This window comes from Candidatus Parakkermansia intestinigallinarum (genome assembly GCF_944389695.1).
Lineage (GTDB): Bacteria > Verrucomicrobiota > Verrucomicrobiia > Verrucomicrobiales > Akkermansiaceae > Akkermansia > Akkermansia intestinigallinarum.
On record NZ_CALXNG010000022.1, the window covers coordinates 1 to 24,166 of the forward strand.

General features: G+C 64.7%; 22 protein-coding genes. 16 read left to right on the forward strand and 6 right to left on the reverse strand.

Features of this window, described 5'->3' with window-relative positions:
- The first annotated feature begins 142 nt into the window (after positions 1-142).
- Entirely contained in the window at positions 143-1,129 is a 987-nt protein-coding gene (locus AC6UAL_RS07005) for a malate dehydrogenase (RefSeq protein WP_500682662.1), read from the forward strand.
- Between the two features lie 47 nt (positions 1,130-1,176).
- Here AC6UAL_RS07005 and AC6UAL_RS07010 read toward each other — a convergent pair whose 3' ends face one another.
- A complete protein-coding gene (locus tag AC6UAL_RS07010; RefSeq protein ID WP_500682663.1) occupies positions 1,177-1,344 on the reverse strand; it encodes a hypothetical protein in 168 nt (55 codons plus the stop codon).
- Between AC6UAL_RS07010 and leuC the strand changes: the two genes are divergently transcribed.
- From leuC to AC6UAL_RS07030, 4 genes are all read left to right on the forward strand, one after another.
- Complete coding sequence (gene leuC / locus AC6UAL_RS07015) at positions 1,345-2,760, forward strand: 3-isopropylmalate dehydratase large subunit (RefSeq protein ID WP_500682664.1); 1,416 nt, start codon at positions 1,345-1,347, stop codon at positions 2,758-2,760.
- A gap of 33 nt (positions 2,761-2,793) precedes the next feature.
- Positions 2,794-3,399, forward strand: a complete 606-nt coding sequence (locus AC6UAL_RS07020; protein ID WP_500682665.1) for a 3-isopropylmalate dehydratase small subunit — start codon at positions 2,794-2,796, stop codon at positions 3,397-3,399.
- Between the two features lie 106 nt (positions 3,400-3,505).
- Positions 3,506-4,639 (forward strand): hypothetical protein, encoded by a 1,134-nt coding sequence (locus tag AC6UAL_RS07025; protein WP_500682666.1) that lies wholly within the window; start codon positions 3,506-3,508, stop codon positions 4,637-4,639.
- A gap of 51 nt (positions 4,640-4,690) precedes the next feature.
- Positions 4,691-5,491 carry a DeoR family transcriptional regulator gene (locus AC6UAL_RS07030; protein ID WP_500682667.1) on the forward strand — a complete coding sequence of 267 codons (801 nt, stop codon included), beginning with the start codon at positions 4,691-4,693 and terminating at the stop codon, positions 5,489-5,491.
- Positions 5,492-5,539: 48 nt separating this feature from the next.
- On the opposite strand, the gene AC6UAL_RS07035 is transcribed toward AC6UAL_RS07030, so the two are convergent.
- Complete coding sequence (locus tag AC6UAL_RS07035; protein WP_500682668.1) at positions 5,540-5,980, reverse strand: 23S rRNA (pseudouridine(1915)-N(3))-methyltransferase RlmH; 441 nt, start codon at positions 5,978-5,980, stop codon at positions 5,540-5,542.
- 141 nt (positions 5,981-6,121) lie between these two features.
- Here AC6UAL_RS07035 and mutS point away from each other — a divergent pair, with 141 nt between their 5' ends.
- Positions 6,122-8,632, forward strand: coding sequence for a DNA mismatch repair protein MutS (gene mutS / locus AC6UAL_RS07040; protein WP_500682669.1), 2,511 nt, complete (start codon positions 6,122-6,124; stop codon positions 8,630-8,632).
- A 264-nt stretch (positions 8,633-8,896) separates the two neighbouring features.
- Here the strand turns inward: mutS and pdxH are convergent, their stop codons facing one another.
- Together pdxH and AC6UAL_RS07050 are read right to left on the reverse strand one after the other, a co-directional pair.
- Entirely contained in the window at positions 8,897-9,535 is a 639-nt protein-coding gene (gene pdxH / locus AC6UAL_RS07045) for a pyridoxamine 5'-phosphate oxidase (protein ID WP_500682670.1), read from the reverse strand.
- Between the two features lie 75 nt (positions 9,536-9,610).
- Positions 9,611-9,868, reverse strand: a complete 258-nt coding sequence (locus AC6UAL_RS07050) for a hypothetical protein (protein ID WP_500682671.1) — start codon at positions 9,866-9,868, stop codon at positions 9,611-9,613.
- A gap of 348 nt (positions 9,869-10,216) precedes the next feature.
- Here AC6UAL_RS07050 and AC6UAL_RS07055 point away from each other — a divergent pair, with 348 nt between their 5' ends.
- On the forward strand, positions 10,217-11,500 hold the full coding sequence (locus AC6UAL_RS07055; RefSeq protein WP_500682672.1) for an AI-2E family transporter: 1,284 nt from the start codon (positions 10,217-10,219) through the stop codon (positions 11,498-11,500).
- Positions 11,501-11,719: 219 nt separating this feature from the next.
- On the opposite strand, the gene rpsO is transcribed toward AC6UAL_RS07055, so the two are convergent.
- Positions 11,720-11,971 (reverse strand): 30S ribosomal protein S15, encoded by a 252-nt coding sequence (rpsO, locus tag AC6UAL_RS07060; protein WP_500682673.1) that lies wholly within the window; start codon positions 11,969-11,971, stop codon positions 11,720-11,722.
- A gap of 240 nt (positions 11,972-12,211) precedes the next feature.
- Between rpsO and AC6UAL_RS07065 the strand changes: the two genes are divergently transcribed.
- The 5 genes from AC6UAL_RS07065 (at position 12,212) to AC6UAL_RS07085 (ending at position 17,730) form a co-directional block, all read left to right on the forward strand.
- Positions 12,212-12,859 (forward strand): hypothetical protein, encoded by a 648-nt coding sequence (locus tag AC6UAL_RS07065; RefSeq protein ID WP_500682674.1) that lies wholly within the window; start codon positions 12,212-12,214, stop codon positions 12,857-12,859.
- A gap of 218 nt (positions 12,860-13,077) precedes the next feature.
- Positions 13,078-14,613, forward strand: coding sequence for a flotillin family protein (locus AC6UAL_RS07070; protein WP_500682675.1), 1,536 nt, complete (start codon positions 13,078-13,080; stop codon positions 14,611-14,613).
- A 158-nt stretch (positions 14,614-14,771) separates the two neighbouring features.
- Positions 14,772-15,371 (forward strand): hypothetical protein, encoded by a 600-nt coding sequence (locus AC6UAL_RS07075; RefSeq protein WP_500682676.1) that lies wholly within the window; start codon positions 14,772-14,774, stop codon positions 15,369-15,371.
- Positions 15,372-15,427: 56 nt separating this feature from the next.
- Positions 15,428-16,405: a phosphotransferase gene (locus AC6UAL_RS07080; protein WP_500682677.1), complete on the forward strand. Its 978-nt coding sequence runs from the start codon at positions 15,428-15,430 to the stop codon at positions 16,403-16,405.
- Positions 16,366-17,730 (forward strand): hypothetical protein, encoded by a 1,365-nt coding sequence (locus tag AC6UAL_RS07085; RefSeq protein ID WP_500682678.1) that lies wholly within the window; start codon positions 16,366-16,368, stop codon positions 17,728-17,730. Before AC6UAL_RS07080 ends, AC6UAL_RS07085 begins: the two co-directional genes overlap by 40 nt.
- A 375-nt stretch (positions 17,731-18,105) precedes the next feature.
- On the opposite strand, the gene AC6UAL_RS07090 is transcribed toward AC6UAL_RS07085, so the two are convergent.
- Positions 18,106-19,641 (reverse strand): glucose-6-phosphate isomerase, encoded by a 1,536-nt coding sequence (locus AC6UAL_RS07090; RefSeq protein ID WP_500682679.1) that lies wholly within the window; start codon positions 19,639-19,641, stop codon positions 18,106-18,108.
- 159 nt (positions 19,642-19,800) lie between these two features.
- On the opposite strand from AC6UAL_RS07090, the gene AC6UAL_RS07095 reads away from it, so the two are divergent.
- The 4 genes from AC6UAL_RS07095 to kdsA all read left to right on the forward strand — a co-directional run bounded on the left by AC6UAL_RS07095 (position 19,801) and on the right by kdsA (position 24,159).
- Entirely contained in the window at positions 19,801-20,859 is a 1,059-nt protein-coding gene (locus AC6UAL_RS07095) for a ribonuclease D (RefSeq protein WP_500682680.1), read from the forward strand.
- A gap of 364 nt (positions 20,860-21,223) precedes the next feature.
- A complete protein-coding gene (nagA, locus tag AC6UAL_RS07100) occupies positions 21,224-22,369 on the forward strand; it encodes an N-acetylglucosamine-6-phosphate deacetylase (protein WP_500682681.1) in 1,146 nt (381 codons plus the stop codon).
- A gap of 118 nt (positions 22,370-22,487) precedes the next feature.
- The gene (locus tag AC6UAL_RS07105; RefSeq protein WP_500682682.1) at positions 22,488-23,246 is read left to right on the forward strand and encodes an E3 binding domain-containing protein; all 759 of its coding nucleotides are present in this window, start codon (positions 22,488-22,490) and stop codon (positions 23,244-23,246) included.
- A 91-nt stretch (positions 23,247-23,337) separates the two neighbouring features.
- A complete protein-coding gene (gene kdsA, locus AC6UAL_RS07110) occupies positions 23,338-24,159 on the forward strand; it encodes a 3-deoxy-8-phosphooctulonate synthase (RefSeq protein WP_500682683.1) in 822 nt (273 codons plus the stop codon).
- Positions 24,160-24,166 lie beyond the last annotated feature (7 nt).

The window sequence follows — 24,166 nt, forward strand, 5'->3', positions numbered from 1 at the left end:
GCCCTCTCCTTGCCCGACAACCCGCATGATTACTGCATCCCTTTTCCCCCCTGCTCAAACTTTGGGACAGGTGTGGCATATTCGCCGCCTGTCTCATTTTGTGATTGACTTGACCGCGCTCTCGGGCATAATAAGGGTCGTTATGAAGAAACCCGTAACCGTGACCGTGACCGGCGCCGCCGGCAATATCGCTTACTCTCTGCTGTTCCGCATCGCAGCCGGCGAGATGCTGGGTGCCGATCAGCCCGTGATTCTCAAGCTTCTTGAAATCACCCCCTGCCTCGAAAAACTCAAGGGCGTGGTGATGGAGCTGGATGACTGCGCCTTCCCGCTGGTGCAGCAGATCGTGGCCACCGACGATCCCGCCGTGGCCTTCAAGGACGCCGACTGGTGCATGCTGGTGGGCTCGGTGCCGCGCAAGGCGGGCATGGAGCGCAAGGACCTTCTGGGCATCAACGGCAAGGTCTTCGTGGGTCAGGGTCAGGCTATCGCCGCCAATGCCTCGAAGGACTGCAAGGTCTTTGTGGTGGGCAACCCCTGCAACACCAACTGCCTCATCGCTCTGCACAACGCGACCGGCCTTCCCAAGGAGAATTTCTTCGCCATGACGATGCTCGACGAGTACCGCGCCAAGAGCCAGCTGGCCGCCAAGGCCGGTGTGCCCGTCGCCGCTGTGACGAACATGACCATCTGGGGCAACCACTCCTCCACGCAGTATCCCGACTTCACCAACGCTAAGATCAACGGCAAGCCCGTGACGGAGGTGATCAGCGACCACGAGTGGCTCAAGACGGACTTCATCAAGACCGTCCAGCAGCGCGGCGCCGCCATTATTCAGGCTCGCGGTGCTTCCTCGGCCGCTTCCGCCGCCAACGCCGCCTTGATGACGGTCAAGAACCTCGTGACGCCGACCCCCGAGGGCGACTGGTTCTCCGTCTCCTCTTACACCGACGGCACGAAGTACGGTCTGCCCGAGGGCATCATTTGCTCCATGCCGACCCGCACGAACGCCGACGGCACCCACAGCATCGTCGAAGGTCTGCCGATCGACGCCTTCTCTCGCGAGAAGATCGACGCCACCTGCAAGGAGCTGCTTGAGGAGCGCGCCGACGTCGAGCACCTGAAGTAAAGCGGCGAAACCGCCACTCCACCGATTTACCGGAGCCGGTTCCCCGCTCAAGGGGAGCCGGCTTCGTTGTCTTTGCAGCTTGACGCAGGCGCCTCGTCCGCCGTGCCGCCTTTCGTGTCATGAGCGGCTGTGAAGAAGACTCCGAACTTGACTTGAGCCCCCGTCGGCGTTAGAATAGCCGACACCACCACCAGACATACCCCCGATTCAGACATATGGGAAAAACATTATACCGGAAAGTATGGGACGCGCACACCGTGGGAATTCTGCCCGACGGTCGCACGCAACTTTTCATCGCCACGATGTTCCTCCACGAGGTGACCTCGCCTCAGGCTTTCGCCATGCTGCGCGATCTCAAGCTGCCGGTGCTGCACCCCGAGCGCATCTTCGCCACTCCCGACCACATCATTCCGACCGATGACCAGACGGAGCCCTACGCCGATCCGCTGGCGGCCTCGATGCTCGAGGCGCTGCGCAACAACTGCGCGCAAAACGGCATCCGCCTCTTCGATCTGCCGACGGGACAGCAGGGCATCGTGCACATGGTCGGCCCCGAGCTGGGCATCAGCCAGCCGGGTATGACGATTGTCTGCGGCGACTCGCACACGGCGACGCACGGAGCCATGGGCTCCATTGCCATCGGCATCGGCACCACGCAGGTGCGAGACGTGCTGGCGACTCAGACGCTGGCAATGGCGCCGCTCAAGGTGCGCCAAGTGCGCGTCGAGGGCAAGCTGCGCCCGGGGGTGACGCCCAAGGACGTCGCGCTGCACATCATCAACCGCCTCGGCGCCGACGGCGGCATCGGCTACGCCTACGAGTTTGCCGGCTCGACGATTGAGGCGATGGAGATGGACGGCCGCATGACGCTCTGCAACCTCGCCATCGAGGGCGCGGCACGCTGCGGCTACGTCAACCCCGATGAAAAGACCTTCGCCTACCTCAAGGGCCGCCCCTACGCCCCGAAGGGTGCCGCGTGGGATGCTGCCGTCGAGCGCTGGCGCAGCTTCGCGAGCGACCCCGACGCCGTCTACGACGACGTGGTGGTGATGCAGGCCGAGGACATTGAGCCGACCGTGACGTGGGGCATCTCGCCCGACATGAGCATCGGCATCAACAACTGCGTGCCCGCACCCGACGACGCAGCCGACGATGAGACGCGCCAGGCGCGCGAGACGGCTCTGGCGTACATGAAGCTCAAGCCCGGGCAGCCGATCAAGGGGCTTCCGGTCGACGTGGTCTTCATCGGCTCCTGCACCAACGGGCGCATCAGCGACTTCCGCGCCGTGGCTCCGCTGCTCAAGGGGCGCAAGGTGGCGCCGGGCATCAAGGCTCTGGCCGTTCCCGGCTCGCAGATGACGGCTCGCCAATGCGAGCAGGAAGGGCTGGCGGATATCTTCCGCGAAGCCGGCTTTGAATGGCGCCTCGCCGGCTGCTCGATGTGCCTCGCCATGAACCCGGACAAACTGGTCGGCGACCAGATCTGCGCCAGCACGAGCAACCGCAACTTCAAGGGTCGCCAAGGCAGCCCGACGGGCCGCACGCTGCTGATGAGCCCCGTCATGGCGGCGGCCGCAGCGGTGACCGGCTGCGTTTCCGACGCACGCGAGGTCTTCGGCATCAACGACTAACATTCACACACTTCGCCTACATTTTCATCCACCATGCCCCTCAACAAAATCATCACGATTACCGGCAAAGCCGTCCCCGTCCCCGGGGCGGATATGGACACGGATCGCATCATTCCGGCGCGCTTTCTCAAGTGTCTGACCTTCGATGAGCTGGCCGGCACGATGTTCTACGATGAGCGCTTTGACGCCGAAGGCCGCTCCAAGGGTCACCCCGTCGATGATCCCGCCCATGCGGGCGCCTGCATCATCTTCGGCGGTGAGAACTTCGGCTGCGGTTCGTCGCGCGAGCACGCGCCGCAGGCCATCAAGCGCTCGGGCATCCGGGCCATCGTCGCGGTTTCCTTTGCCGAAATCTTCATCGGCAACTGCTCCGGCATCGGTCTGCCCTGCCTGAGCACCTCGGCTGAGAATCTCGAGGCCGCCGCCGAGCTGACGCGCCGCAAGCCCGAGACGGTCTGGACGGTTGATCTCGCCGAGCTTCGCCTGAGCTGCGAGGAGGCGAGCTATCCGCTCACGATGGCTCCGGGCTTCCGCGATGCGCTGATGAACGGCCGCTGGGATGCCGTCGTCGAGCTGATGAACGCCCCGGAAGCCGTCGAGCGTCTGGCGGCACAGCTGCCGGCACCGAGCTGCCACTGAACGTCGCCCGGCAGGTTCGCCTGCCGCGGCTTCTCCCATCCTCTCAATCCCCCGTCATCCTCCTTTCACTGCAACATCTGATTCATTCCCCCTCCCCATCGTCTCCATGTTTGCCATTATTTCACCCCTGATTCTGCGCGGCGTGATCGACAACACGCTCGAGGATCTCATCGACCTGCGCCTGTGGTGCGCGGACGGCGAAGAGCCGATCCACTACCGCCTGCGCGGCAACTGCCTGCGCGACATCGCCGGCTGCCGGGTGGAATTTGACAACAAGGGCGAGACGCGCACCGACCCGCCCGATCGCGAGCGCACCGTTCTCTCCCTGCTGCGCGAAGCGGCGAGCGACGTCGTGGCCGGAGACATCACCCTCTCGCTGCGCGTGCCCGATCACCGCCGCGAGGGGCATCTGGCCAACGCGCTCTCCATCGAATTCTTCGTCAATCGGCGCATCCGCGTGCTCATTGAGACGACGCAGTTCGAGTACAGGCTCAGCCTGCCGCAGTGGCAGATGAGCCCCGAGCAGGAGAACGCCCAGCGCTTCTTCAACAAGGAGGCGCTGCGCAACCACGTCGCTTGGAACATCGAGCACTTCCGAGGCCCCAGCCTCTCGACCCTCACGCCGAAGTTCCCCGTCTGCGACTGGGACTACCGCCTCAACCGCGCCGAAGCCTGCATGGCGATCTACCCCTCCATCCGCGACAAGTACGCGCATCGGCCGCAGGGCTACCTCGACTGCGCCTACGTCATGGATCGCCTCGCCTTCCTCGGCGAAGTCGCCGCCGAGCAAGAGGCGCACATGCCGCCGGATCCGGCGCGGGAGAGCTGCGATTGCGAGGTGCTCGACTTCATGGCGCCTTCTCAGGCCAAAGCGATGCACGCGGCCATGTCTCACCCGCTCTTCCGCCGCGCCTCGCACATGACGGCCGTCGTCCAGAAACGGCTGATGCCCGAACTGGCTGCCGAGGGCGAGGCCGACCGCCACGCTGCGGCGGAGGGCTACTTGGCCTCGTACGCCGGGATTGTCTCGCACATTCTCTCAACGATTCTGCTCACGCAGGAGGCGGCGTATGATGCGACTCTGGCCGCGACGCGCGTGCGCATGCTTGAAATGCGCGTCGCTGACCTCGATCGCTACGGCCGCAGACTGCCCGCCGACATCAGCCGCGAGCTGGACAGCGAGGGGCGCAGCCTCATCGAAGGGCTCGACGAGTTCTTCTCCAACATCAGCCGGCAGTAATAACCGCGCCTTTCTGCCGCGCCTCCTCCCTCTCCCGACACGCCCGTGTACATGGCCTCCGAGCGACGCCTCTACATCCTCCGCCTGCTGGAGGAACGGGGAAGTCTGCGCTCGGCGGAGTTGGCCGATGAACTCGGCGTGACGGACGAAACCGTCCGCACCGATCTGGTTCTCATGCAGCGGCAAGGGCTGCTGCGCCGCGTGCACGGCGGTGCCGTCTACCTGCCGCCGACCGCGCAGCCGGGCGAGGCCGACGCCTCGCGGCTCGACATGCAGATGGCCGCTCTGGCGGCCGAGCAGCTGCGCGCCGGCATGAGCCTCGTCGTCGACGACGGACCCCTGCTCCTCGCCCTTGCCCTGCAACTGCGCGAGCGCCCCTGCCGCCTCATCAGCGCCGCGCCGGACTTTCTGGCGCAACCCGTCCTGCGCCGCCTGCCGCACGAGCTCTACTGCCCCGGCGGTCGCTGCGATGCCTCCTCCGGCCTGCTGCTGCCCGAGCATCCCGCCGAGGCCCTCCGTTGTCTGCACCCCGATGCCGCCCTGCTGCTGCCCGATGCCGTCACGCCGCAGGGAGTCGGCTACCGCAGCCGGGGCCGCCTTCTCTGGGCCGCCGCCGCGGTCGCCTCTGCCCCCCTGCTCCTCATCGCGGCTCCCGCCCGTTGTCTTGAAGCCGAGGCGGCGGCAAGCGCCCCCTTCACGCTCGCGCTGAATGCCGAGCTGCTTCTCACCGAGCTTCCGCTGCCCGCGCCCTTCGACGGCGGCGGCGCCACCCTGCCGGCTCGAAAAATCGCCGGCGTGCCGCGCGTGTCTCCTCCCCTCACGGCCGGAGAAACCGACGAGTGGGGCAGCTGAACGCAGCGCGCCGCCCGCTCCGCCCGAGACAAAGGAGCCGAGCCGCGTTCAGTCTCGGTGGTAGGGAGAGCCTGCCAACAGCGTGTGCACGCGGTAAATCTGCTCGAGCAGCACCACGAGAGCCAGCTCGTGCTGCATCGTGTGGCGACCCAGCGAAATCACGGCATCGCAAGACTCGCGCAGAGCGGCCGTATGGCCATCCGCCGCCCCGATGAGCAGGGCCACGCGCTTGACCGCATGCAGCTGCCAGTCGCGCATGCGGCGCTCCCACTCGCGGGTGCTCCAGTTCTCTCCGCGCTCATCCATCGCCAGCCGCAGGCAACCGCGGCTGGCCTCCAGCAGGCGCTCCGACACCTCCTCCGAACGCCCGGCCTTCACATAGCGCAGCTCGACGCGCCCGAGCGGACGCAAGCGCTCCTCAAAAAAGCGCACCCCCTCTCGCGCATAGCCGAGAGACGGCTTCGCCGCCGCAAGGATGAGAATCTCCATGCCCGAAAGCCTACACGAAAAGCGCACGGCCTGCAAGCGCAAAGGCAGCCGGGCAGCGGCGCCGCAGCCCGGCACTCTGTCAACAACCGCGAAAAGCCTTGAATTTCCGCCGCGCCGCACTATAATGGCTGCGTTAACACGATGGCCGATTCGCCAAGCCTCAGCCCCATGATGGAGCAGTACCTGCGCATGAAGCAGTCACTGCCGCCCGACGTCTGGCTCTTCTTCCGCATCGGCGACTTTTACGAAATGTTTTTTGAGGACGCGCAGGAGTGCTCCGCCGCCCTCGGGCTGACCCTCACCAAACGGCAGACCATACCGATGTGCGGCGTGCCCTACCACGCAGCCGAGGGCTACATCGGCCAAATCGTGCAGCTGGGCAAGCGCGTTGCCATCGCCGACCAGATGACGACTCCGGTGCCCGGCAAGCTGGTCGAGCGCGAAATCACGCGCATCATCTCCGCCGGCACCTTGGCCGATCTGTCTCTGCTCAACGAAAGCGAACACAACTACATCGCCGCCTGCTACCGAGACAAAAAAAGCTGGGGACTGGCCTGCGCCGACCACACCACGGGCGACTTCACCGTCGCCGACTACGCAAGCCTCGACGAACTCAGCGACGAAATCAGCCGCATACGTCCGCGCGAGCTGCTGGTGAGCGACGAGCAGAAAGATGAGTTCGCCGCCCTGCCCGTCACCCTCTACTACGACGCCTACACCTTCCTGCCCGCCGTGGCGCGCCCGACCCTCGAGGCCCACTTCCGCGTGCACTCCCTCGACGGCTTCGGCTGCGCACATCTCGGCCCGGCTCTGGGCGCGGCGGCGGCCATCCTGCACTACCTGCGCAACCAGCTCAGGCGCAGCACCGAGCACCTGAGACGGCTCGCGCTGAGGCGCACCGACGGCGCCGTCCTCATCGACGAATCGAGCCGGCGCAACCTCGACCTCGTCGAATCGCGCAGCGGCACCAAGGGCACCCTGCTGGCCACGCTCGACACCACCACCACGCCCATGGGCGCACGCCTGATGCGCGAATGGATGCTGCACCCCATCTGCGACCTGCCCGAACTGCAGCGCCGCCAAGACATCATCGCGGCCTTCCTCAAAGAGCCCTTCCTGATGAGCAAACTGCGCGACTCGCTGCGGCGGGTGCGCGACACCGAGCGCCTCACCTCTCGCTTGGCTCAGGGGGCGGGCAATGCGCGCGACTTGTTGGCGCTGGGCTGCTCGCTCTCTCATCTGCCCGACATCGAGCAGGATCTGCACGCCGTCTCCCTGCATGAAGCGAAACTCGCGCCGCTCGGCAAAGAGCTCGGCGACTTCCGAGAACTCACCGAACTGCTGGCGCGCGCCGTCGTCGACGAGCCCCCCGTCTCCCTCAAAGAAGGCGGCATGATCCGCGACGGCTACGACCCGCGCCTCGACGAACTGCGCCGCGCCTCGCACGAAGGCAAAAACTGGCTCACCGAGCTCGAAGCCCGCGAGCGGGCCGCCACCGGCATCGAATCGCTCAAAGTGCGCTACAACAACGTCTTCGGTTACTACATCGAAGTCACCAAGGCAAACTACTCCAAAGTGCCCGAGCGCTACGTGCGCAAACAAACCCTCGCCAACGCCGAACGCTACGTCACCGACGAGCTCAAGCAGATGGAGGGCACGATTCTGGGAGCGGACGAGCGGGCCCGGCAGCTCGAGTACGAGCTCTTCTGCAAGCTGCGCGACGACGTGCGCGCCTACATTGACCCGATTCAGGCGAGTGCCAGGGCGCTGGCCGAAATCGACGTTCTGCTCTCGCTGGCCGAGAGCGCACAGCGGCACCGCTACTGCCGCCCGCAGCTCGACGACACGCGGCGTCTGCACATCGTCAACGGCCGCCACCCCGTCATCGAGCAGGTGCAGACCGAAAGCTCCTTCGTGCCCAACGACACCGTCATGGACGAAGAGAGCGACCGCGTTCTCATCCTCACCGGCCCGAACATGGCCGGCAAGAGCACCTACATCCGCCAAGTCGCCCTCATCACCCTCATGGCGCAGATGGGCTCCTACGTCCCCGCCGACGAAGCGCAAATCGGCGTCGTCGACCGCATTTTCTGCCGCGTCGGCGCCAGCGACGACATCGCCCGCGGGCAATCAACCTTCATGGTGGAGATGAGCGAAACCGCGCTCATCCTCAACAACGCCACGGCGCGCTCGCTCGTGATTCTCGATGAAATCGGGCGCGGCACGGCCACCTTCGACGGCCTCTCCATCGCATGGGCCGTCGCCGAACACCTGCACGACGTCATCGGCGCGCGCACGCTCTTTGCGACGCACTACCACGAAATGGTCGACCTGCAAAATACGCATCCCGCCGTGAGCAACTGGCACGTCGAAGTGCGCGAATGGAAAGATGAAATCGTCTTTCTGCGCAAGGTGTTGCCCGGCCCGGCCGACAAGTCCTACGGCATTCAGGTGGCGAGGCTAGCGGGACTGCCCGCGCCCATCATCAGCCGCGCCAAGCAAATCCTCACCCACCTCGAGATGACCGCCGCCGCACGCGAACCCCGCGCCGCCCGCCGCAAGCGAGCCAAAGCCACGGGCATGCCTGCCGCCTCAGAGGCCGATGTCACGCAGCTGGACATGTTTGACCTGCTCGACCCCGGTACCGACTAATCCTCGGCCCGCCAGCCCACCAACCGTCTTGCTCAGCGGCGTCGCGACTCACAGCGGCATCACGGCTCTCCCCAGCGCCTCTACTTCTCCTCGGGGCGCCGTCTCTTCCCAACGCGACGGTGCTCGGCACCGCGAGCAGCCACCCTGCCGCGCAGCCTCGCGCTGAGGTACCCCACCGCGTGCACGGCCAAAAAAAGCGCAGAGGAGGAAGCTCCTCAGCGCGGCCATTCAAAACTTGCGGCATCCGGCAAGCTCGCGCGGCACTCAGGGCTGCAAGCGGTCGATAGACCACTGCCCATCCGGCTGCAGCGTGTACAGGAAGCGATCATGCACGCGGCCGGGCCCGCCCTGCCAAAACTCCATGTGGTGCGGCACAATGCGGAAGCCGCCCCAGAAGTCCGGCAGCGGCACCTTGCCCTCCGCAAATTTGTTTTTCAGCTCGGCCAACTTCATCATCAGCAACTTGCGCGTCGATATAACCTGGCTCTGGTGCGACACCCAAGCCCCGAGCTGCGACTCGCGCGGCCGCGTGAGGAAATACTTGAGCGTCTCCATGCGCGAAATCTTCTCCGCGCGCCCGTAAACAATAATCTGTCGTTCGAGCGTCACCCAAGGCAAGAGCATGCACATCTCGGGATTGGCGTCTATCTCGCGGGCCTTGCGGCTGGTGTAGTTGGTGAAGAACACATAACCGCGATCATCGTAATACTTCAGCAGCACCGTGCGCAGCGAGGGGTGCCCGTCGGGCGTGCAGGTCGCGATACTCATCGCATTCGGCTCGGGAATGCCGGCCTTGAGAGCCTGCTTGAACCAGACATCAAACTGCTCAAAGGGCGACGCCGCCAAATCCTTGCGGTGGAGCGTGTCCTTGAGATACTCTTCGCGAAAAGCCGATAAATCCATGACCCGAGTCTAGCACCCTTTCCGGCGACATGCAAGACCGAAGAAGCAACTCAGCGGTGCGCGGATGCGCCCGACTCAGAGCTCCGCACGCACGAAGCTGACGCGAAACACCGTCCGCCCCGCCGAAAACAGGCGGATATCAATCCGACCCGACGTCATACTGACGCGATAAGCATCGTGCTCCGCCGGCGGCATGGGGCGGAAGCGCCCGGCACGCTCCGGGGACAGCACGGCTGAGCGGAGCAGAGACACGAGATGAGCCGCGCTCATATGCATCATCTCATCAAACTCATCGGTAGGCAGAGTCAGCTGGGGGATATTCTTCTCGGTCACGGAGTCAATATACACCCGAATCGCGCAAAGTCAAGGGGATTCGACAGGGCAGCTCAAGCGCCGGACGCAAATCGCATGCGGAGACCTTGACAAGCCTCTCGTCGTTATGCTAGACTGCGACATCGCACCGCCGGAGGCGACCGCGCTCGGCTCCCGCATCCGCGCAGCGCCGCGGCGCCCCGCGCCGCATCGGTCGCGCGCCTGCCTCCCTCGCCGTCGGCAACGCCCTTCCCCTCGACAACCGCCGCCCCCATCAGCCAAACGCCCCCTCTCCGCCAAACAAGCTCCGACGCACGGCCCCTCCGCCCGTCTCCCACGCCTTGTCTCGCCCCTCCCTGCTCGACAACCATGTCCGCGACCCCGAAAAACTACCCCTCGCCCTTCCAAAAAGCGACCTGCTGGGCCGCCCTCACCGGGCTTTCCCTGCTGGTCATCATCCTTCTCATCTGCGCTCTGATCTACGGCTTCTGTCGGATCTTCACCGCGCTCGAGCCCGTCCTCCTGCCCGTCGTCATCGCCGGCATTCTGGCCTACCTGCTCTCGCCCATCGTCTGCTGGGTTCAAAAGAGACTCATTCAGCGCCGCTCCCTCGCCGTCCTGACCGTTCTGACCGTCGTCGGCCTGATTGTGGCGGGCTTCGTCGCCGCCATCGCCCCGAAACTCATTGACCAGACGGGCGAACTCTACGACAAGCGGCAGGAAATCGTCCAGAGCAGCATCGCCACGGCACACGACCTCATCGACAACAACACCCTCATTCAGGAAGCCATCGATATCCTCTACGAAAAAAGCGGCAGCGGAGCCCATCCGCAAACGCCCTCCGCCGCCCCGTCCTCCGGTGAAGCCGAGCTGAGCTATCAGGACAAAATCCGCGTCATCGTCAACTCAAGCTCCAGCTACCTGACCGAAAAACTCGTCGAATGGCTCTCCGCCGGGCGAAAAGCCCTCGAAGGCATGACCTTCCTGCTGGTCGGCATCGTCATGGTGCCCGTCTTTCTGTTTTATTTCCTGCTCGAAAGCGATCGCATCTCGCGCAACTGGCACACCATCCTGCCGCTGCGCCGCTCGCACTTCCGGAATGAGGTCGTCAGCACCCTCCAGCAAATCAACAACTACATCATCTCCTTCGTGCGCGGGCAAATGCTCGTGAGCCTCATCGACGGCGTGCTGCTGGGCATCGCCCTGAAGATTCTCGGGCTGCCCTACGCCATCACCATCGGCGCCGTCGCCGCCGTCGTCGGCATCATCCCCTACATCGGCATGATCTCCACGAGCATTCCGGCCATGCTCATTGCCTGGTTCACGTGGAATGACATCAACCTCGTGCTGGGCGTCGCCGCAATCTTCATCGGCGTGAGTCAGTTTGACGGCTGGCTCATCCAGCCCCGCATCGTCGGCAACCGCGTCGGCATGCACGACCTCACGGTCATGTTCTCGGTGCTGCTGTGGAGCCTCGTCCTCGGCGGTGCCGTGGGAGCGCTTCTGGCCGTTCCGCTGACGGCCTCCATCAAAGTCCTGTTTATGCGCTACGTCTGGCCCAGCCTCGACCCCGCCGCACGCCGCATCAAGCCGATCGACCAAACCGAGTCGGCCGATGCGACCGACCCGCCGCAGGAGCCCGCGGCCAATTGACAAGTCACCCGCCGCCGACAACAACGCCGCCGACACAAACGCAGCGCCTCCTCGGCGCCTGCCCTCGCCGACACCGCGGCCGCGCCCGCCGCCACCGAGGCAGAGGAGCTGCCCCCGCCTCGGCCCTGCCCCGCCGGCCCTCCCGCAGGAGAAACGCGGCCGGCAGACCAAAAAAAACCGGGCAGCCCCCGAAAGAGCTGCCCGGAACGATAAAAACGCTCAGTGACGCAGCGAGAGGCGCACCAGCAGATCCTGATAGAGAGCCGGAGCCGTACGCTTGGCATAATCCAGAAGCTTGCGGCGACGAGCCACCATCATCAGAAGACCGCGACGGGACGCATGGTCGTGCTTGTTCTCGGCAAGGTGCTGCGTGAGATGCACGATGCGCTTGGTGAGAGAAGCCACCTGATAGCCCGTGGAGCCGGTATCTTTCTCGTTGATCTTGAAGTCGTTGACGTTGATTTCGCTCATTTTTTGTATCTTGTTTTATGGTTGATTTTCGTGGCTGCGGCAAATCGACCTACAAGGTGAGGGCATCATATCACGAAACCACCGCAATGCAAGACTAAATTCTGCCACAGACTCGAAAAAGAAAGACAAGCCGCTCTGCGAGAACAAACACCGACGCCGGAAGCGCCCCACAAGGCTGAACTGACTCATTTTGTACTTGCCATCGCCCCGGCTCGTGGTAGAATAACACGGTAGTTCACCATGGATTTTCTCACGCACGCCATCAACTGGGTCAAAGCGGGGCTCACCGCTTGGGATCTGTTGCCGAATTTCAGCTCGGCCTCGGGCGTTTTCTGCCTCTTGGTCTGGATCAGTACGCTGCTGGCCCTCGGGCTTTTCGTCGTCTCGCTCTTTGCGGACGTTTTCGGCGGTGATGCCGACGTGAGCGGAGACATTGACGGCGACGCCGGACACTTCTCGGCCCGAGCCGTCATCGGCTTCATGCTGGGCTTCAGCTGGGCGGGCTTCGTCAGCATCCAGTCGGGCCTCAGCATTCTGGGAGCCGTGGGTATCGGCCTGCTGGCCGGTATCGTTATGTTCCTGTTCATCATGCAGCTGATGCGCTTTATCTACAGCCTGCGCTCGGACGGCAATCTCGATTACGACAGCCTCGTCGGCATGCGCGGCAGTGTCTACGTCACCCTGCCGCCTCACGGGCAGCCCGGAGGTCAGGTGCAGGTCTCGCACCCCGGCCAGCTCATCACCATGGCAGCCATCCAGCACGGAGACAAGGCTCTGCCGGCGCAGACGCGCATCGTCGTCGTTGAAGCCAGCACCTCGCTGCTCGTCGTGCGCAGCCTCGATGACGAACAGCCCGCACCTCAGCATCCAGCCGGCGGTTCGGCCTGAGCCTCGCCCCGAGTCCGCGGCGGCGCGGCAGCCTCGCCTGCTCGCCCTCCCGTCTGCACCCCGCCCTCCTTTCACTCCACCGTCCTCTCCCCGACCTCCTTTCGATTGCCCGGCCTCCGCTCCCCCGCCCCCACCCGCGCCATTCCCCACCCGCCCATCCGCCCCGCAAGCCTCGTCTCTCTCCCCCTCTCAACAATCTTCCCCAACCCGATCACAACATGAACCACCACCTGCTCCTCGCTGCGGCCGATACCGCCTCCGAATCGTCCTCAGCCCCCATCATCGCCGTCTGCGTCCTCGTCGTCTTCATCATCGGCTCCATCGCTTGGCTCTTCTCGCGCTACAAGATGTGCCCGTCAGACAAAATCCTCATTGTCTACGGCAAGGTGGGCGCCGGGCGCTCGGCCAAGTGTCTGCACGGCGGCGCCACCTTCGTGATGCCCGTCATCCAGAACTACGCCTACATGGATCTCAACCCGCTCAACATCGACGTACCGCTCAAGGGTGCGCTCTCCAGCCAGAACATCCGCGTCGACGTCCCCTCCTCCTTCATCGTGGGCATCAGCACCCAGCCGGAAATCATGCAGAACGCCGCCAGCCGCCTGCTCGGCCGCACGCGGCAGGACATCCGCGACCTGGCCTCGGAAATCATCATGGGCCAGATGCGCGTCGTCATCGCCTCGCTGACCATTGAAGAAATCAACGCTGACCGAGAAAAACTCATCCGCGGCATCACCGGCGGCGTCGACGTCGAACTCCACAAAGTCGGTCTCTACCTCATCAACGCCAACATCACCGACATCCGCGACGCCTCGGGCTACATCGCCGCCCTCGGCCAGGAAGCCGCCGCCCGCGCCATCAACGACGCCATGATCAAGGTGGCGGATGAAACCCGCCGCGGTGAAATCGGCAAAGCCGAAGCCCTGCGCGAGCAAACCATCCAAGTCGCCATGGCCAACGCCGCCGCCGTCGAAGGCAGCAACGAAGCCCAGATGAAGGTGGCCGATTCAAACGCCAAGCTCAAAGTGAGACAGGCCGAAGCCCACCGAATCGCAGAAGTGGCGGAACGCGAGCAGGCCGCCCGCGCCGAACAGGCCGGCTACGTCGCCAACCGAGAAGCCGAATTGCAGCGTGCGGAACTCGAGCGAGCCACGCAGACCGCCAATGAAATCGTCGCGGCTGAAATCCTCAAGCGCAAACAGGAAATCGCCGCCGAGGCCGCAGCGGCCGTCCTCGTCAAAGAGCAGCAGGGCAAGGCCGACGCGCTCATCATTGCCAAAGAAGCTGAAGGCCGCGCCGCCATCAAGCTTGCCCAAGGTGAAGCTGACGCGCTCCTGCTCAAGAAGAAGGCCGAAGGTGAGGGTCTCGAGCTGGTCGGTCGCGGTCAGGCCGCAGCCATTCAGGCGCAGCTGGAGGCTAAAGCCAACGGCTTCCGAGAGATCGTCTCCGCCGCCGGCGATGCGCGTGCAGCCTCCGGCCTGCTGGTCACCGAACAGCTGCCCGCGATTGTCGAGACCCAAGCCAGCGCCGTGCGCAACCTCAGCTTCGACAAAGTCGTCGTCATGGGCGGCGGCAGCGGCAAGAGCGGCTCGGTGGGCGGCTTCGTGCAAGACCTCGTCACCGGAACCCTGCCCCTGCACGAGCTCGCGTCGAGCGTCGGCGTGCAACTGCCCGATTACCTCGGCAAGAGCCATGCCGAAACAGCCTCGAAAGACGCTCCCGCCGCCGCGGAAACGCCTCAGGCACAGAGCTGAGCGCCCGGAGATATCCCTATCGGCACCGCGCCGCGCCTCCGTCCGACGGAGAGCGCGGCGCCTTTTATAAAAGCTCTCCGGCAGGGGCATCGACAAACAAGCGCTGCAAGACGTCTCTATACCCTTGACATTTCACTTCCGACCGTTAAACTTAGGTCATGTTCTTCGGCGTTATCCTCTCAAACATGGTCGTCGTCATCCTCGTCTTTTGCGGAGGCGTCAGGCTGTATGATGTTCTGACACACCTCGAACAAGGCATGAACGCCGTCGACTTCGCGGACGCCCTGCTCACCGCCGGGACACCGCTCTTCATGGCGGCCGGACTCTACATGCTCATCCAGATCGCCTGTCAGGTGCAGCGCACCAACATCGAACTGAAGATGAAAGCCGCTGCGCCCGTCTCCGTCGCCGGGCCGAGCACGCCGCCCGCCTCCTCGCCGAAGCCCCCGAAAAAACAACAGGCAGAGGAAAAGGCGGCCAGCTTCTTCGACCTCGATGAAAAGGACCTGCGCCGCGGCCCGGGCTGCGCCCCCCGGCAGGTCACCCCGCCCCTTGCCCGAAACGCCCGCCCCCACGAACAAGACACACCGAGCGAGCCCGGCGACAAAGCAGCTGCTGACTCCTCAGCCACACCCTCACCTGCACCCGCCGATTCCTCCTCCGGCTCTGAGCCCGCCACTGTGACCAATCGCAGTGCCGGCGCTCATCCGAGCACCCAACGCAAAAAGGACACCGGCAAATTCTTTAGTCTTGACTAAAGTCGCTCGCCGCGAGCCTCCCCTCATCGTTCAACGACACAGCCTTTGACCAACTCATGAACCTCCGGCAAAGGGCCCCCATCATCATCGCCGAGATGATAGGCGAACTCAGAGGCAGCACCCCGCGCCCCGACGAACTGAAAGCCGTCACCTCGGGCGCGTCGGGTCGCATCATCCTGCGCGGCGGCGGGGTGCTGGGCATCTGCTGGACGAATGAGCGGGCGGACAACAACTCCTTTCTGCCCGCAGCCCGCGGGCTGGCCCGCGCCGGGATCCCCGTACCCGCCGTCCTCGCCGAGCGCCGCCTGCCCGACGACGGCGGCGCCTGCCTCGTCACCGACCTCGGCCCCTGCGAACTCGTCCGCCTGCGCGACGCCTCGTGGCCCGTCAAGCGCGACGCCTGGCTGGCCGCCTTCCGCACCCTCCGACAGCTCGACGCGCTCGCACCCGATTGGCCGCTACAGCCCCCCTTCGATGCCGCCCTCTACCGCTGGGAGCAGGAATACTTCGCCCAACACCTCATCGGCCGCCACCTCGGCGGTGATGCTGACGCCTTTCTGCAAACCGAAGCTCCGCGGCGCGTCGCCGATTGGCTCGCCTCGCAAGCCCGCGTTCCCGTGCACCGCGACTGCCAATCGCCCAACATCATGATTCGCGACGGGGTCGCCTGGCTCGTCGACTTTCAGGGCATGCGCATGGGGCTGCGCGAGTACGACCTCGCCTCGCTGCTCTTTGACGCTCACATGCCCATGCTGCCGGAGCAGCGCACGGAACTGCTCGACGCCTGGGCCGAGCTCAGCGGTGCGCCCGTCGACCCCGAACGCTTTGCCGCCTGCGCCCTGCAGCGCATCATGCAAGCCTTGGGAGCCTACGCCAACATCGGCTACAACCAAGGCAAGCCCGAATACCTCGACCTCATCCCCATCGGTCTGAAGCACCTGCGCGAAGCCATCGACCTCATCCCCCCGAACACTCTCACTGCTACCCTCATCCCATGTCTTCCCGAAGCCGCAAGATTCGCTTCTCCCCTCTGAGCTGGCTGCTCCTCATCAGCCTCATCTGCCTGATACCGCCGCGACTCACGCGCCCGGCGGACACCTGGCTCTACGAGCATCTGGCCCGCCTCGGCGGCAGCGGCAGCGAGGCCACCCTGCAACTGAGGCTCGACAGCTCGGAACCCGTCGAGACCCGCACCGAAACGCAGGAGCACCACTACGTCACCTGCCCGACCGTCGGCACCCTGTTGCTGGACGATGAGACCGTTCACGAAACCTTCGCCGCCTTGCCCCTCGGCCCGCGCGATTTGGCCGTCATCGCCGCCAAGCTCTCCGATCGCGGCGTCACGGCGCTGGCCATCTCGTCGCCCCTCACTTGGTCCGACGAAACGGCGGACATCACCCGCAACATCCTCAGCGAAGTGCTCCGACGCTTCAAGGCGGCCACCCTCGGCCTGCGCGGGCGCACGGCTGCTCAGGCGGACTTTACCCCCCTCGTGCTGCGCGACTTCGCCATTCCCCCCGACCGCATCAGCGGCGACCCTTCCGGCCTGCCCTCGGCCAACCGCCCCCTGCCCAACGGACTGGCGGAAACTCCCGACGGCATCAACGCCGACTGGGCACCGGACTGGATCGAAGATGAACCGCTCACCCAAGACCCCTCCTCCGATCCGGATCTTTCCTTCCCCCTGCTCATGCGCTGGAACGGCGAGACCATGCCCACGCTTCCGCTGCGGGTCGCCCTGCGCGCCCACGGTCTGACACCGGCCGATATCCGCGTCGACCTCGGCAAAAATATCCGCATCGGCAGCCGCATCATTCCCCTTGACGACAACGGCCGCATCAAACTCGTTCACGCCGGCATCACCCCCCTGCGCCTCACCGACCTCGTCAGCACCGGCGCCCCCGCAGACAAAGACGCAAGACCGTCCGCAGACGAGCTCTTTCCCCATGCCGTCGTCATCGAACGCCCCACCGACGGCCGCAAAATCAACAGCCGACTCGACCGCATGGGGCGCACCCTCTCGGAGCTTCTCGGCACCCTGCACACCGAAAAGAGCTCTCGGCAAGTGCCGGCTCACAGTGCCGTGCTGGAGTACTCTCCGTTCCTGCCGACGAGTGTCTGGGGCATCCTGCTCGCTCTCGCGGCCCTTCTGCCGGCTCTCATCGTGCTCAGGCCGCTGCCGCGCTGGATCAAAGGCGTCATTCTCCTCGTGTTGCTCGGCATCCTCATCTCCGCTGCGCGGTCGGGGCTGGCCGCCCATCAGTGGTTCAAGCTCTCGGCCATGCTGCTCTGCTGGCTGATGCTCATTCCCGCGCTCTCGCGCCGACGCCGGCGGCGCAACGGCTCCTTCCGCTCCTGAGCGCAGGATTCGCCTTCCCCGGCCCGACGCATCGCCCGCTCGTCTCACGCTCGGCACGCATCGCCCGCCATCAGCCGTACTCGGCGCGCCCATCCGCTCCGTCTCTCGGTGCCGGGCCAAGCCCTCTTCCCGACGCACGGCCTCTCCGCCTCCTGACGTCGGGCTGCTCCGCCTCCTGACGCCGGGCTGCTCCGCCTCCTGACGCACGACCGCTCTTGCGGACGACGGAGAAAGACGGCCGGACAAAAACAGCCGTGCAAAGACGGCCGAGTAAAGCCAACCGAGCAAAGGCTTTCTCCCCTCTCGAACGGCGCCACAAAAAACCCTGCCGCAGAGCCTGCGGCAGGGTGAGAGGCATTTCTCAAGAGCTTGAGCTCAGAGGGAGAAGGTATCGGAGCAGGGGCCCTCCTCACTGAGCACCCACTTAGCCTTGCCGGACTCGGCAATATGCACGAGGGCGTGGTAGGTATCCTCCTCATCGGCCTGCACCTTCGCAGCGACCTCGGCCGCCGTGGCCGGCGTCGTCGTCAGCGCGCCCTCTGCCGCAGCCAGCAGCTTGAGGAAAACGTTGGCCGCCAGCTTGCCGGCCTGCACGCCGGGCTGGTGATAGGCATTGATGTGAATGAGGCTGGCGTAGAAACTCACCGCACGCTCAAAGAGCGCGATGAGCATACCGAGCGTGTAGGCATTCACCGTCGGAATCGAAATCGTGATACTCTTGCGACCGCTCTCGGCCAGCGCCTTGCGCGTACCGCGCAGGAAGCCCTGCAAATAATCGCCGGCCGTGAACGAATCCTCCACCTTCACCTGATCCTTCGGTGCGCGTCGCACCTCGATAAAGGTCACGAAGAAATTGTTCAGACCGTCGCGCAGCTGCTGGACGTAGGCGTGCTGGTCGGTGGATCCCTTGTTGCCGTAAACCGCGATTCCCTGATTGACGAGTTTGCCGTCGAGGTCGAGCTCCTTGCCGAGCGACTCCATGATGAGCTGCTGGAGATACTTGGAGAAGAGCACGAGGCTGTCCTTGTAGGGCAGCACCACCATGTCCTTCTTGCCCTTGCCCTCACCGGCCGCATACCAGGCAAGAGCCAGCTTCATCGACGCGTTCTTCGCCGTGTCGGCCACGCGCGTGCGAGCGTCCATGTCCGCCGCGCCCTTGAGCAGAGCATCGACATCCACGCCCTGAAGAGCCGCCGGAACCAGCCCCACCACCGACGTCTCGGACGTGCGGCCGCCCACCCAATCCTCCATCGGGAAGCGCTTCACCCATCCCTCGCTCACCGCCACCTTGTCGAGCTTCGAGCCGACGCCGGTCACGGCAACCGCCTGCTTGGCGAAGCAGAAGCCCTTGGACTCAAAATAGGCCTGAGCACACACCATGCCGTTGCGCGTCTCGGGCGTGCCGCCGCTCTTGGAAATGACCACGGCGAGCGTCGTGGCCAGAGGCAGCTCGTCGAGCACGCGGTACATGCCGTCGGGATCCGTGTTATCGAGGAAACGCATCGTCAGACCGCCTGCCGGCAGCGCATCCGCCACCAGCTCGGGGCCCAGCGCCGAACCGCCGATGCCAATGACGAGGCAGGTCGTATACTTCTCGCCGGAGGGAGCCTTCAGCTCACCGCCGAGCACGCGGGCGGCAAAATCCTTCAGATCGGCCAGCGGGCCGTCAATCTTGGCGCGCAGCTCGGCCGTGGGAGCAATCGCACTGTTGCGCAACCAATAATGCCCCACCATGCGGTTCTCATCGGGGTTGGCAATCGCGCCGCCTTCAAGCGCGGCGATATCGCTGTAGGCGCGATCGATCAGCGGCTTCATCTCGCTGAGGAAGGCATCAGTCAGCGGCAGCTTGGAGAAATCCAGAGAAATACCCATCTCGGGGTAACGCAAAAGCTGTTGTGCGTATTCTTTCATAGCGCGGGCATTATAGCGCAGGGGGCAGAGACTGGCAAGAGAAAAGGGCTGCGTGCGACGACGCGCGTCGGCCGCAGGGCAGCGGCGCGATATCCGCACGTCGGTCGCACTCTTCAGGCTTGCAAAAGTCCCGACCTTCATGTAATATAGCGCCCGTTAATGATCACTGACATCGAATCCCTCGCCGCGTGGAAACACCGCGCCGCCCGGCAACCCGCCGGACGCACCGTGCTCGACCTCGAGGCGGACAGCCTGCACCGCCACCGCGAAAAACTCTGTCTCATTCAATACGCCGATGCCGAGGGCGTCGATATCATCGATCCGCTGGCCATCGACGATATGCGGCTCTTCACGGACTGGCTGCAAGAGAGCGAGGTCTGGATGCACGGAGCGGATTACGACATGAGCCTCTTCCAGCATGCCTACGGCGTTCTGCCCCGCATGATTCTCGACACGCAAATTGCCGCGCGCCTCGTCGGCTTTCGCCAATTCGGCCTCGCCGCCCTCGTCGAGCACTACTACGGCATCGTGCTGAGCAAAAAGAATCAGAAGGCCGACTGGGGGCGCCGCCCCATACCGCCGGCCATGCAGGAGTACGCTCAGGGCGACGTCCGCTACATGCTGGAGATGGCGGACAAGCTCAGCGACGAGCTGCGGCAAAAGTCTCGCTACGACTGGTTCATCGAGAGCTGCGTCACCAACTTGGAGCGCGGCCGCGAGCGCTTCGCCGCCGGCAACCGCGACCCGTGGCGCATCAAGGGCTGCGGCAAGTTTAATCGGCGAGGGCTGGCCGCCCTGCGTGCGCTCTGGACTTGGCGCGACAGCGAAGCGGCGCACTGGGATCGCCCCGCCTTTATGGTTTGCTCCAACGACGATCTGCTGCGCTGGAGTCTGGCGCTTCAGGAGTTCCGCGTCGTTCCCCCGCCCGCCCACATGGCCGCTCACCGCGCGGCTCGCCTGCGCAAGGCGATTGAGCAGTTCCAAACCCTCGATGAGGAGGACTACCCCGAGCGTCCCCACCGCGAGCACCAGGAGCAGGACGCCCACTTCGATGAGCGCCTCGACCAGTGGTCCGCGCGGCGCAACGCCTTGGCCGAAGAGCTCGACCTCGACCCCTCGCTGATTGCTTCGCGAGCCCAGCTCGAGGCCATCGCCGCCGACGAGCAGCGGGGGCTGGAGCAACTCATGAACTGGCAGCGCGACCTGCTCACCCGCTGAGAGCCGCCGCAAGCCCGAGCGCGGCCTCCCGCTCAGCGAAACCGCTCGCGGGAAACACCCGCGGGAAAGGTTCACGCGGAAGGGCTCGCGGAAAACGGCTCGCGGGAAACGGCTCACGCGGAAGGGTTCTCGGAAAACGACTCTCGGGCAAGGCTTCACCGAAAACAGGCTCAGCAAGGCGCTGACGGGAAGTGCTGGCGGGAAGCGGCTCTCGGCGAAACACTCGCGGGAAAGCTCTCACGGAAAAGCGCTCTGAGGAAAAAACACGCACCGCGAACGGATTTTGAACTTGAAAGCGGCCCCCGCAATCGGTAAGATACCATGCGAAAGCAGGGGCAGAGCACCCCGACGACTGCATATTCACATGAAAACACTCATCACCAACGCACACATCATCTCCCCCGGCATCGACCTCGTCGGCGGATCCGTCCTCATCGTCGACAATCGCATCGCCGACGTGCTGCAGCCCGGCGCCCCCCTGCCCGAGGCTGACAAGACCATCGACGCCGGCGGCAACATGCTTCTGCCCGGCTTCATCGACATCCACTCGCACGGCGCCGGCGGCTGCGACACCTGCGACTGCTCGGTCGAGAGCATCCGCACCATCGCCGACTGCAAGATGAAAGAAGGCGTCACCACTTGGCTGCCCACCACCCTCACCCTCGGCACCAAGACGCTCATGGACGTCTGCGAGTGCGTCAAGACCTACGCCGCCAACCCCACCGGCTCCAAGACTCCCGGCGTGCATCTGGAGGGGCCCTACATCAACCCCCGCCAGTGCGGTGCTCAGAATCCCGCCTTCGTGCGCCCGGCCGATATCGACGAGGTGATGTCTCTGGCCGCGATCTACCCCGTGCTCTACATCTCGCTGGCGCCGGAAATGCCCGGAGCGCTCGAGTTCATCGCTCAGGCGACGGCAGCGGGCATCACCTGTTCGGCAGGGCACTCCGCTGCGACGCACGCCGACTTCATGAAGGCGAAGGCCGCCGGTCTGAAGCACCTCACCCACTTCTGCAACCAGATGAGCCCGCAGCACCATCGCGAAATCGGCCTCGTCGGCTCGGGCATGCTTGATCGCGACATTAAGATTGAAATCATCTGCGACACCATTCACCTGTGCCGCGACATGCTCAACCTCACCTTCACCAACAAGGACATCAGCCAGATGATCATGATCACCGACTCGCTGGCCTGCTCGTGGATGCCCGACGGCCCCGGCCAGCTCGGCGGTCTGCCCATCATGGTCAAGGACGGCGTCGCCCGCCTCGAATCCGGCAACCTCGCCGGCTCGACCCTGCGCTACGCCAAGGGCCTCAAGAATGTGCACGAGATCACCGGCCGCCCGCTCAGCGAGCTCGTCAAGGCCACCTCGCTCAACCAGGCCGAGTCGCTCGGTCTCAAGGGGCTCGGCAAGGTCAGCCCGGGCTACACGGCCGACCTCGTCCTGCTCAACGCCGACTTCGATACCCTCATGACCATCATCGACGGCGAAGTGCGTTACACGGCCTGATTCCGAACACCTCCCCACACCGGGCGGGGACGCTGCGGCCGTCCCCGCTCGGATGCTTCGCCCGCGCCCGGCCGCGCATTCCGCCGGCACCGCAGCCAACAGCCGCCGAAGACCCACCATGCTCATCTCACCCCTAGCCCGCAAACTGTGCGAACGCCGCGGCATCGACCCCGGGCAGCTCAGCGGCAGCGGCCCGCGCGGTCGCATCATGGCTGCCGACGTCCTCTCGCCCGCAGGCCCTCTGCGCCGCCGAGGCAAGACGACCTACGCGGATCCCACCCTGCCCCCCACGCGACCGCAAAAAGACGGCTATTACATCTTTGACGCCACCGTCGGCATGCAGGCTCTGGCCGAAATCAGCCTGCCCATCGCGGTGCAGTGCGAAAAGCTGCTGGATCGCCGCTACTCGCTCTTCGACTACATTGTGCGCGCCGTTGTCAAAGCCTGCTGCAGCTGCCCCGTCTGGGAAGACGCCGAAGGTAAGATCGACGTCCTGCTCTTTGAGGACAGCGGCGAGAAGCTCTCGGCCATCCGCGACGCCAAACACAAGACCATCTTCCGAGTCGCACGCGAAACGCGACTCAACAGAGACATCCCCGAAGGCTACGCACCGCACATCGTCGTCTGCGACGCGCACACCACGCGGGCTCAGGTGGCTGCGCACCTCAGCGCGCGAAAGCGGCCGGGCTTCGCTCTGCTCGTGCGCGGTCAGTCCCAGAAAGTCGGCATTCTCGCCGGCGCCGAAGACCTCCGCAGCCTCGAACTCCCCTACACCTTATACGTCTCGACCACCATTCCCGAAACCGAAGCGAGCCGCATCGCCGCGCGGCTTCAGACCCTGCTCTACAGCCCCGTGAGCCTTCTGCTGCTCAGCTGAGCGCCGCCGCGCGAAGCGCCCCGAGCAGGCTTTCGTTTCACCACCGAACACACTGACTCCCCCCACTTCTCACACCCCTTCCTTCGCACCCATGAGCTTTTTCATTCAAAACGTTGAAGTCGGCGGCTCCCGCCCGTTCTACCTGCTTGGTCCCTGTTCGCTTGAAAGCGAAGAGTTCGCGTGGCAGATGGCCCGCAGCATCAAAGAGATCTGCGATCGGCTCAAGCTTCCCTTCGTCTTCAAAGCCTCGTACGACAAAGCCAACCGCACCAGCGTCAAGAGCTTCCGCGGCCTCGGTCTCGAGACCGGCTGCCGCATCCTCGCCGAAATCGGCAAGGAGTTGCAAATCCCGGTGATGACCGACGTGCACACCGAAGCGCAGGCCACGCGTGCGGCCGAGTACGTCGACCTGCTCCAAGTGCCGGCCTTCCTCTGCCGCCAGAGCGACCTGCTGGAGGCCTGCGCCAAATCCGGGCGCCCCGTCAACATCAAAAAAGGCCAATTTCTCGCCCCTTGGGACTGCAAAAACATCTGCGAGAAGATGGATGCCTTCGGCTGCACGCAGTACATGCTCTGCGAGCGCGGCACCACCTTCGGCTACAACAACCTCGTCGTCGACATGCGCGGCATGTACTGGATGAAGCAATACGGCTGCCCCGTCGTTTTCGACGCCACCCACTCCGTGCAGCGCCCGGGCGGCCTCGGCGGCGCCACGGGCGGCGATCGCGAGCTGGCTCCCGTGCTGGCCAATGCCGCCATGAGCATGGGCATTGACGGCGTCTTCATGGAGGTGCACAGCGACCCCGACCACGCCCTGAGCGACGGGCCGAACCAAATCCGCCTCAGCGATCTGGAGAAGGTTCTCACCAACCTCGAGCTCGTGCACCGAGCTTGGTCGCAGATGGTCCGCTGATTCCGGC

What these genes read in the sequence shown, in the direction of transcription:
- AC6UAL_RS07035 (WP_500682668.1), bottom strand. Translation starts at nt 5,980, where the DNA reads ATGGAGATTCTCATCCTTGCGGCGGCGAAGCCGTCTCTCGGCTATGCG.
- AC6UAL_RS07025 (WP_500682666.1), top strand. Translation starts at nt 3,506, where the DNA reads ATGTTTGCCATTATTTCACCCCTGATTCTGCGCGGCGTGATCGACAAC.
- rpsO (WP_500682673.1), bottom strand. Translation starts at nt 11,971, where the DNA reads ATGAGCGAAATCAACGTCAACGACTTCAAGATCAACGAGAAAGATACC.
- AC6UAL_RS07085 (WP_500682678.1), top strand. Translation starts at nt 16,366, where the DNA reads ATGTCTTCCCGAAGCCGCAAGATTCGCTTCTCCCCTCTGAGCTGGCTG.
- nagA (WP_500682681.1), top strand. Translation starts at nt 21,224, where the DNA reads ATGAAAACACTCATCACCAACGCACACATCATCTCCCCCGGCATCGAC.
- AC6UAL_RS07095 (WP_500682680.1), top strand. Translation starts at nt 19,801, where the DNA reads ATGATCACTGACATCGAATCCCTCGCCGCGTGGAAACACCGCGCCGCC.
- AC6UAL_RS07090 (WP_500682679.1), bottom strand. Translation starts at nt 19,641, where the DNA reads ATGAAAGAATACGCACAACAGCTTTTGCGTTACCCCGAGATGGGTATT.
- AC6UAL_RS07010 (WP_500682663.1), bottom strand. Translation starts at nt 1,344, where the DNA reads ATGTCTGAATCGGGGGTATGTCTGGTGGTGGTGTCGGCTATTCTAACG.
- AC6UAL_RS07020 (WP_500682665.1), top strand. Translation starts at nt 2,794, where the DNA reads ATGCCCCTCAACAAAATCATCACGATTACCGGCAAAGCCGTCCCCGTC.
- AC6UAL_RS07005 (WP_500682662.1), top strand. Translation starts at nt 143, where the DNA reads ATGAAGAAACCCGTAACCGTGACCGTGACCGGCGCCGCCGGCAATATC.
- AC6UAL_RS07080 (WP_500682677.1), top strand. Translation starts at nt 15,428, where the DNA reads ATGAACCTCCGGCAAAGGGCCCCCATCATCATCGCCGAGATGATAGGC.
- AC6UAL_RS07030 (WP_500682667.1), top strand. Translation starts at nt 4,691, where the DNA reads ATGGCCTCCGAGCGACGCCTCTACATCCTCCGCCTGCTGGAGGAACGG.
- leuC (WP_500682664.1), top strand. Translation starts at nt 1,345, where the DNA reads ATGGGAAAAACATTATACCGGAAAGTATGGGACGCGCACACCGTGGGA.
- AC6UAL_RS07065 (WP_500682674.1), top strand. Translation starts at nt 12,212, where the DNA reads ATGGATTTTCTCACGCACGCCATCAACTGGGTCAAAGCGGGGCTCACC.
- AC6UAL_RS07070 (WP_500682675.1), top strand. Translation starts at nt 13,078, where the DNA reads ATGAACCACCACCTGCTCCTCGCTGCGGCCGATACCGCCTCCGAATCG.
- kdsA (WP_500682683.1), top strand. Translation starts at nt 23,338, where the DNA reads ATGAGCTTTTTCATTCAAAACGTTGAAGTCGGCGGCTCCCGCCCGTTC.
- mutS (WP_500682669.1), top strand. Translation starts at nt 6,122, where the DNA reads ATGGCCGATTCGCCAAGCCTCAGCCCCATGATGGAGCAGTACCTGCGC.
- pdxH (WP_500682670.1), bottom strand. Translation starts at nt 9,535, where the DNA reads ATGGATTTATCGGCTTTTCGCGAAGAGTATCTCAAGGACACGCTCCAC.
- AC6UAL_RS07105 (WP_500682682.1), top strand. Translation starts at nt 22,488, where the DNA reads ATGCTCATCTCACCCCTAGCCCGCAAACTGTGCGAACGCCGCGGCATC.
- AC6UAL_RS07055 (WP_500682672.1), top strand. Translation starts at nt 10,217, where the DNA reads ATGTCCGCGACCCCGAAAAACTACCCCTCGCCCTTCCAAAAAGCGACC.
- AC6UAL_RS07075 (WP_500682676.1), top strand. Translation starts at nt 14,772, where the DNA reads ATGTTCTTCGGCGTTATCCTCTCAAACATGGTCGTCGTCATCCTCGTC.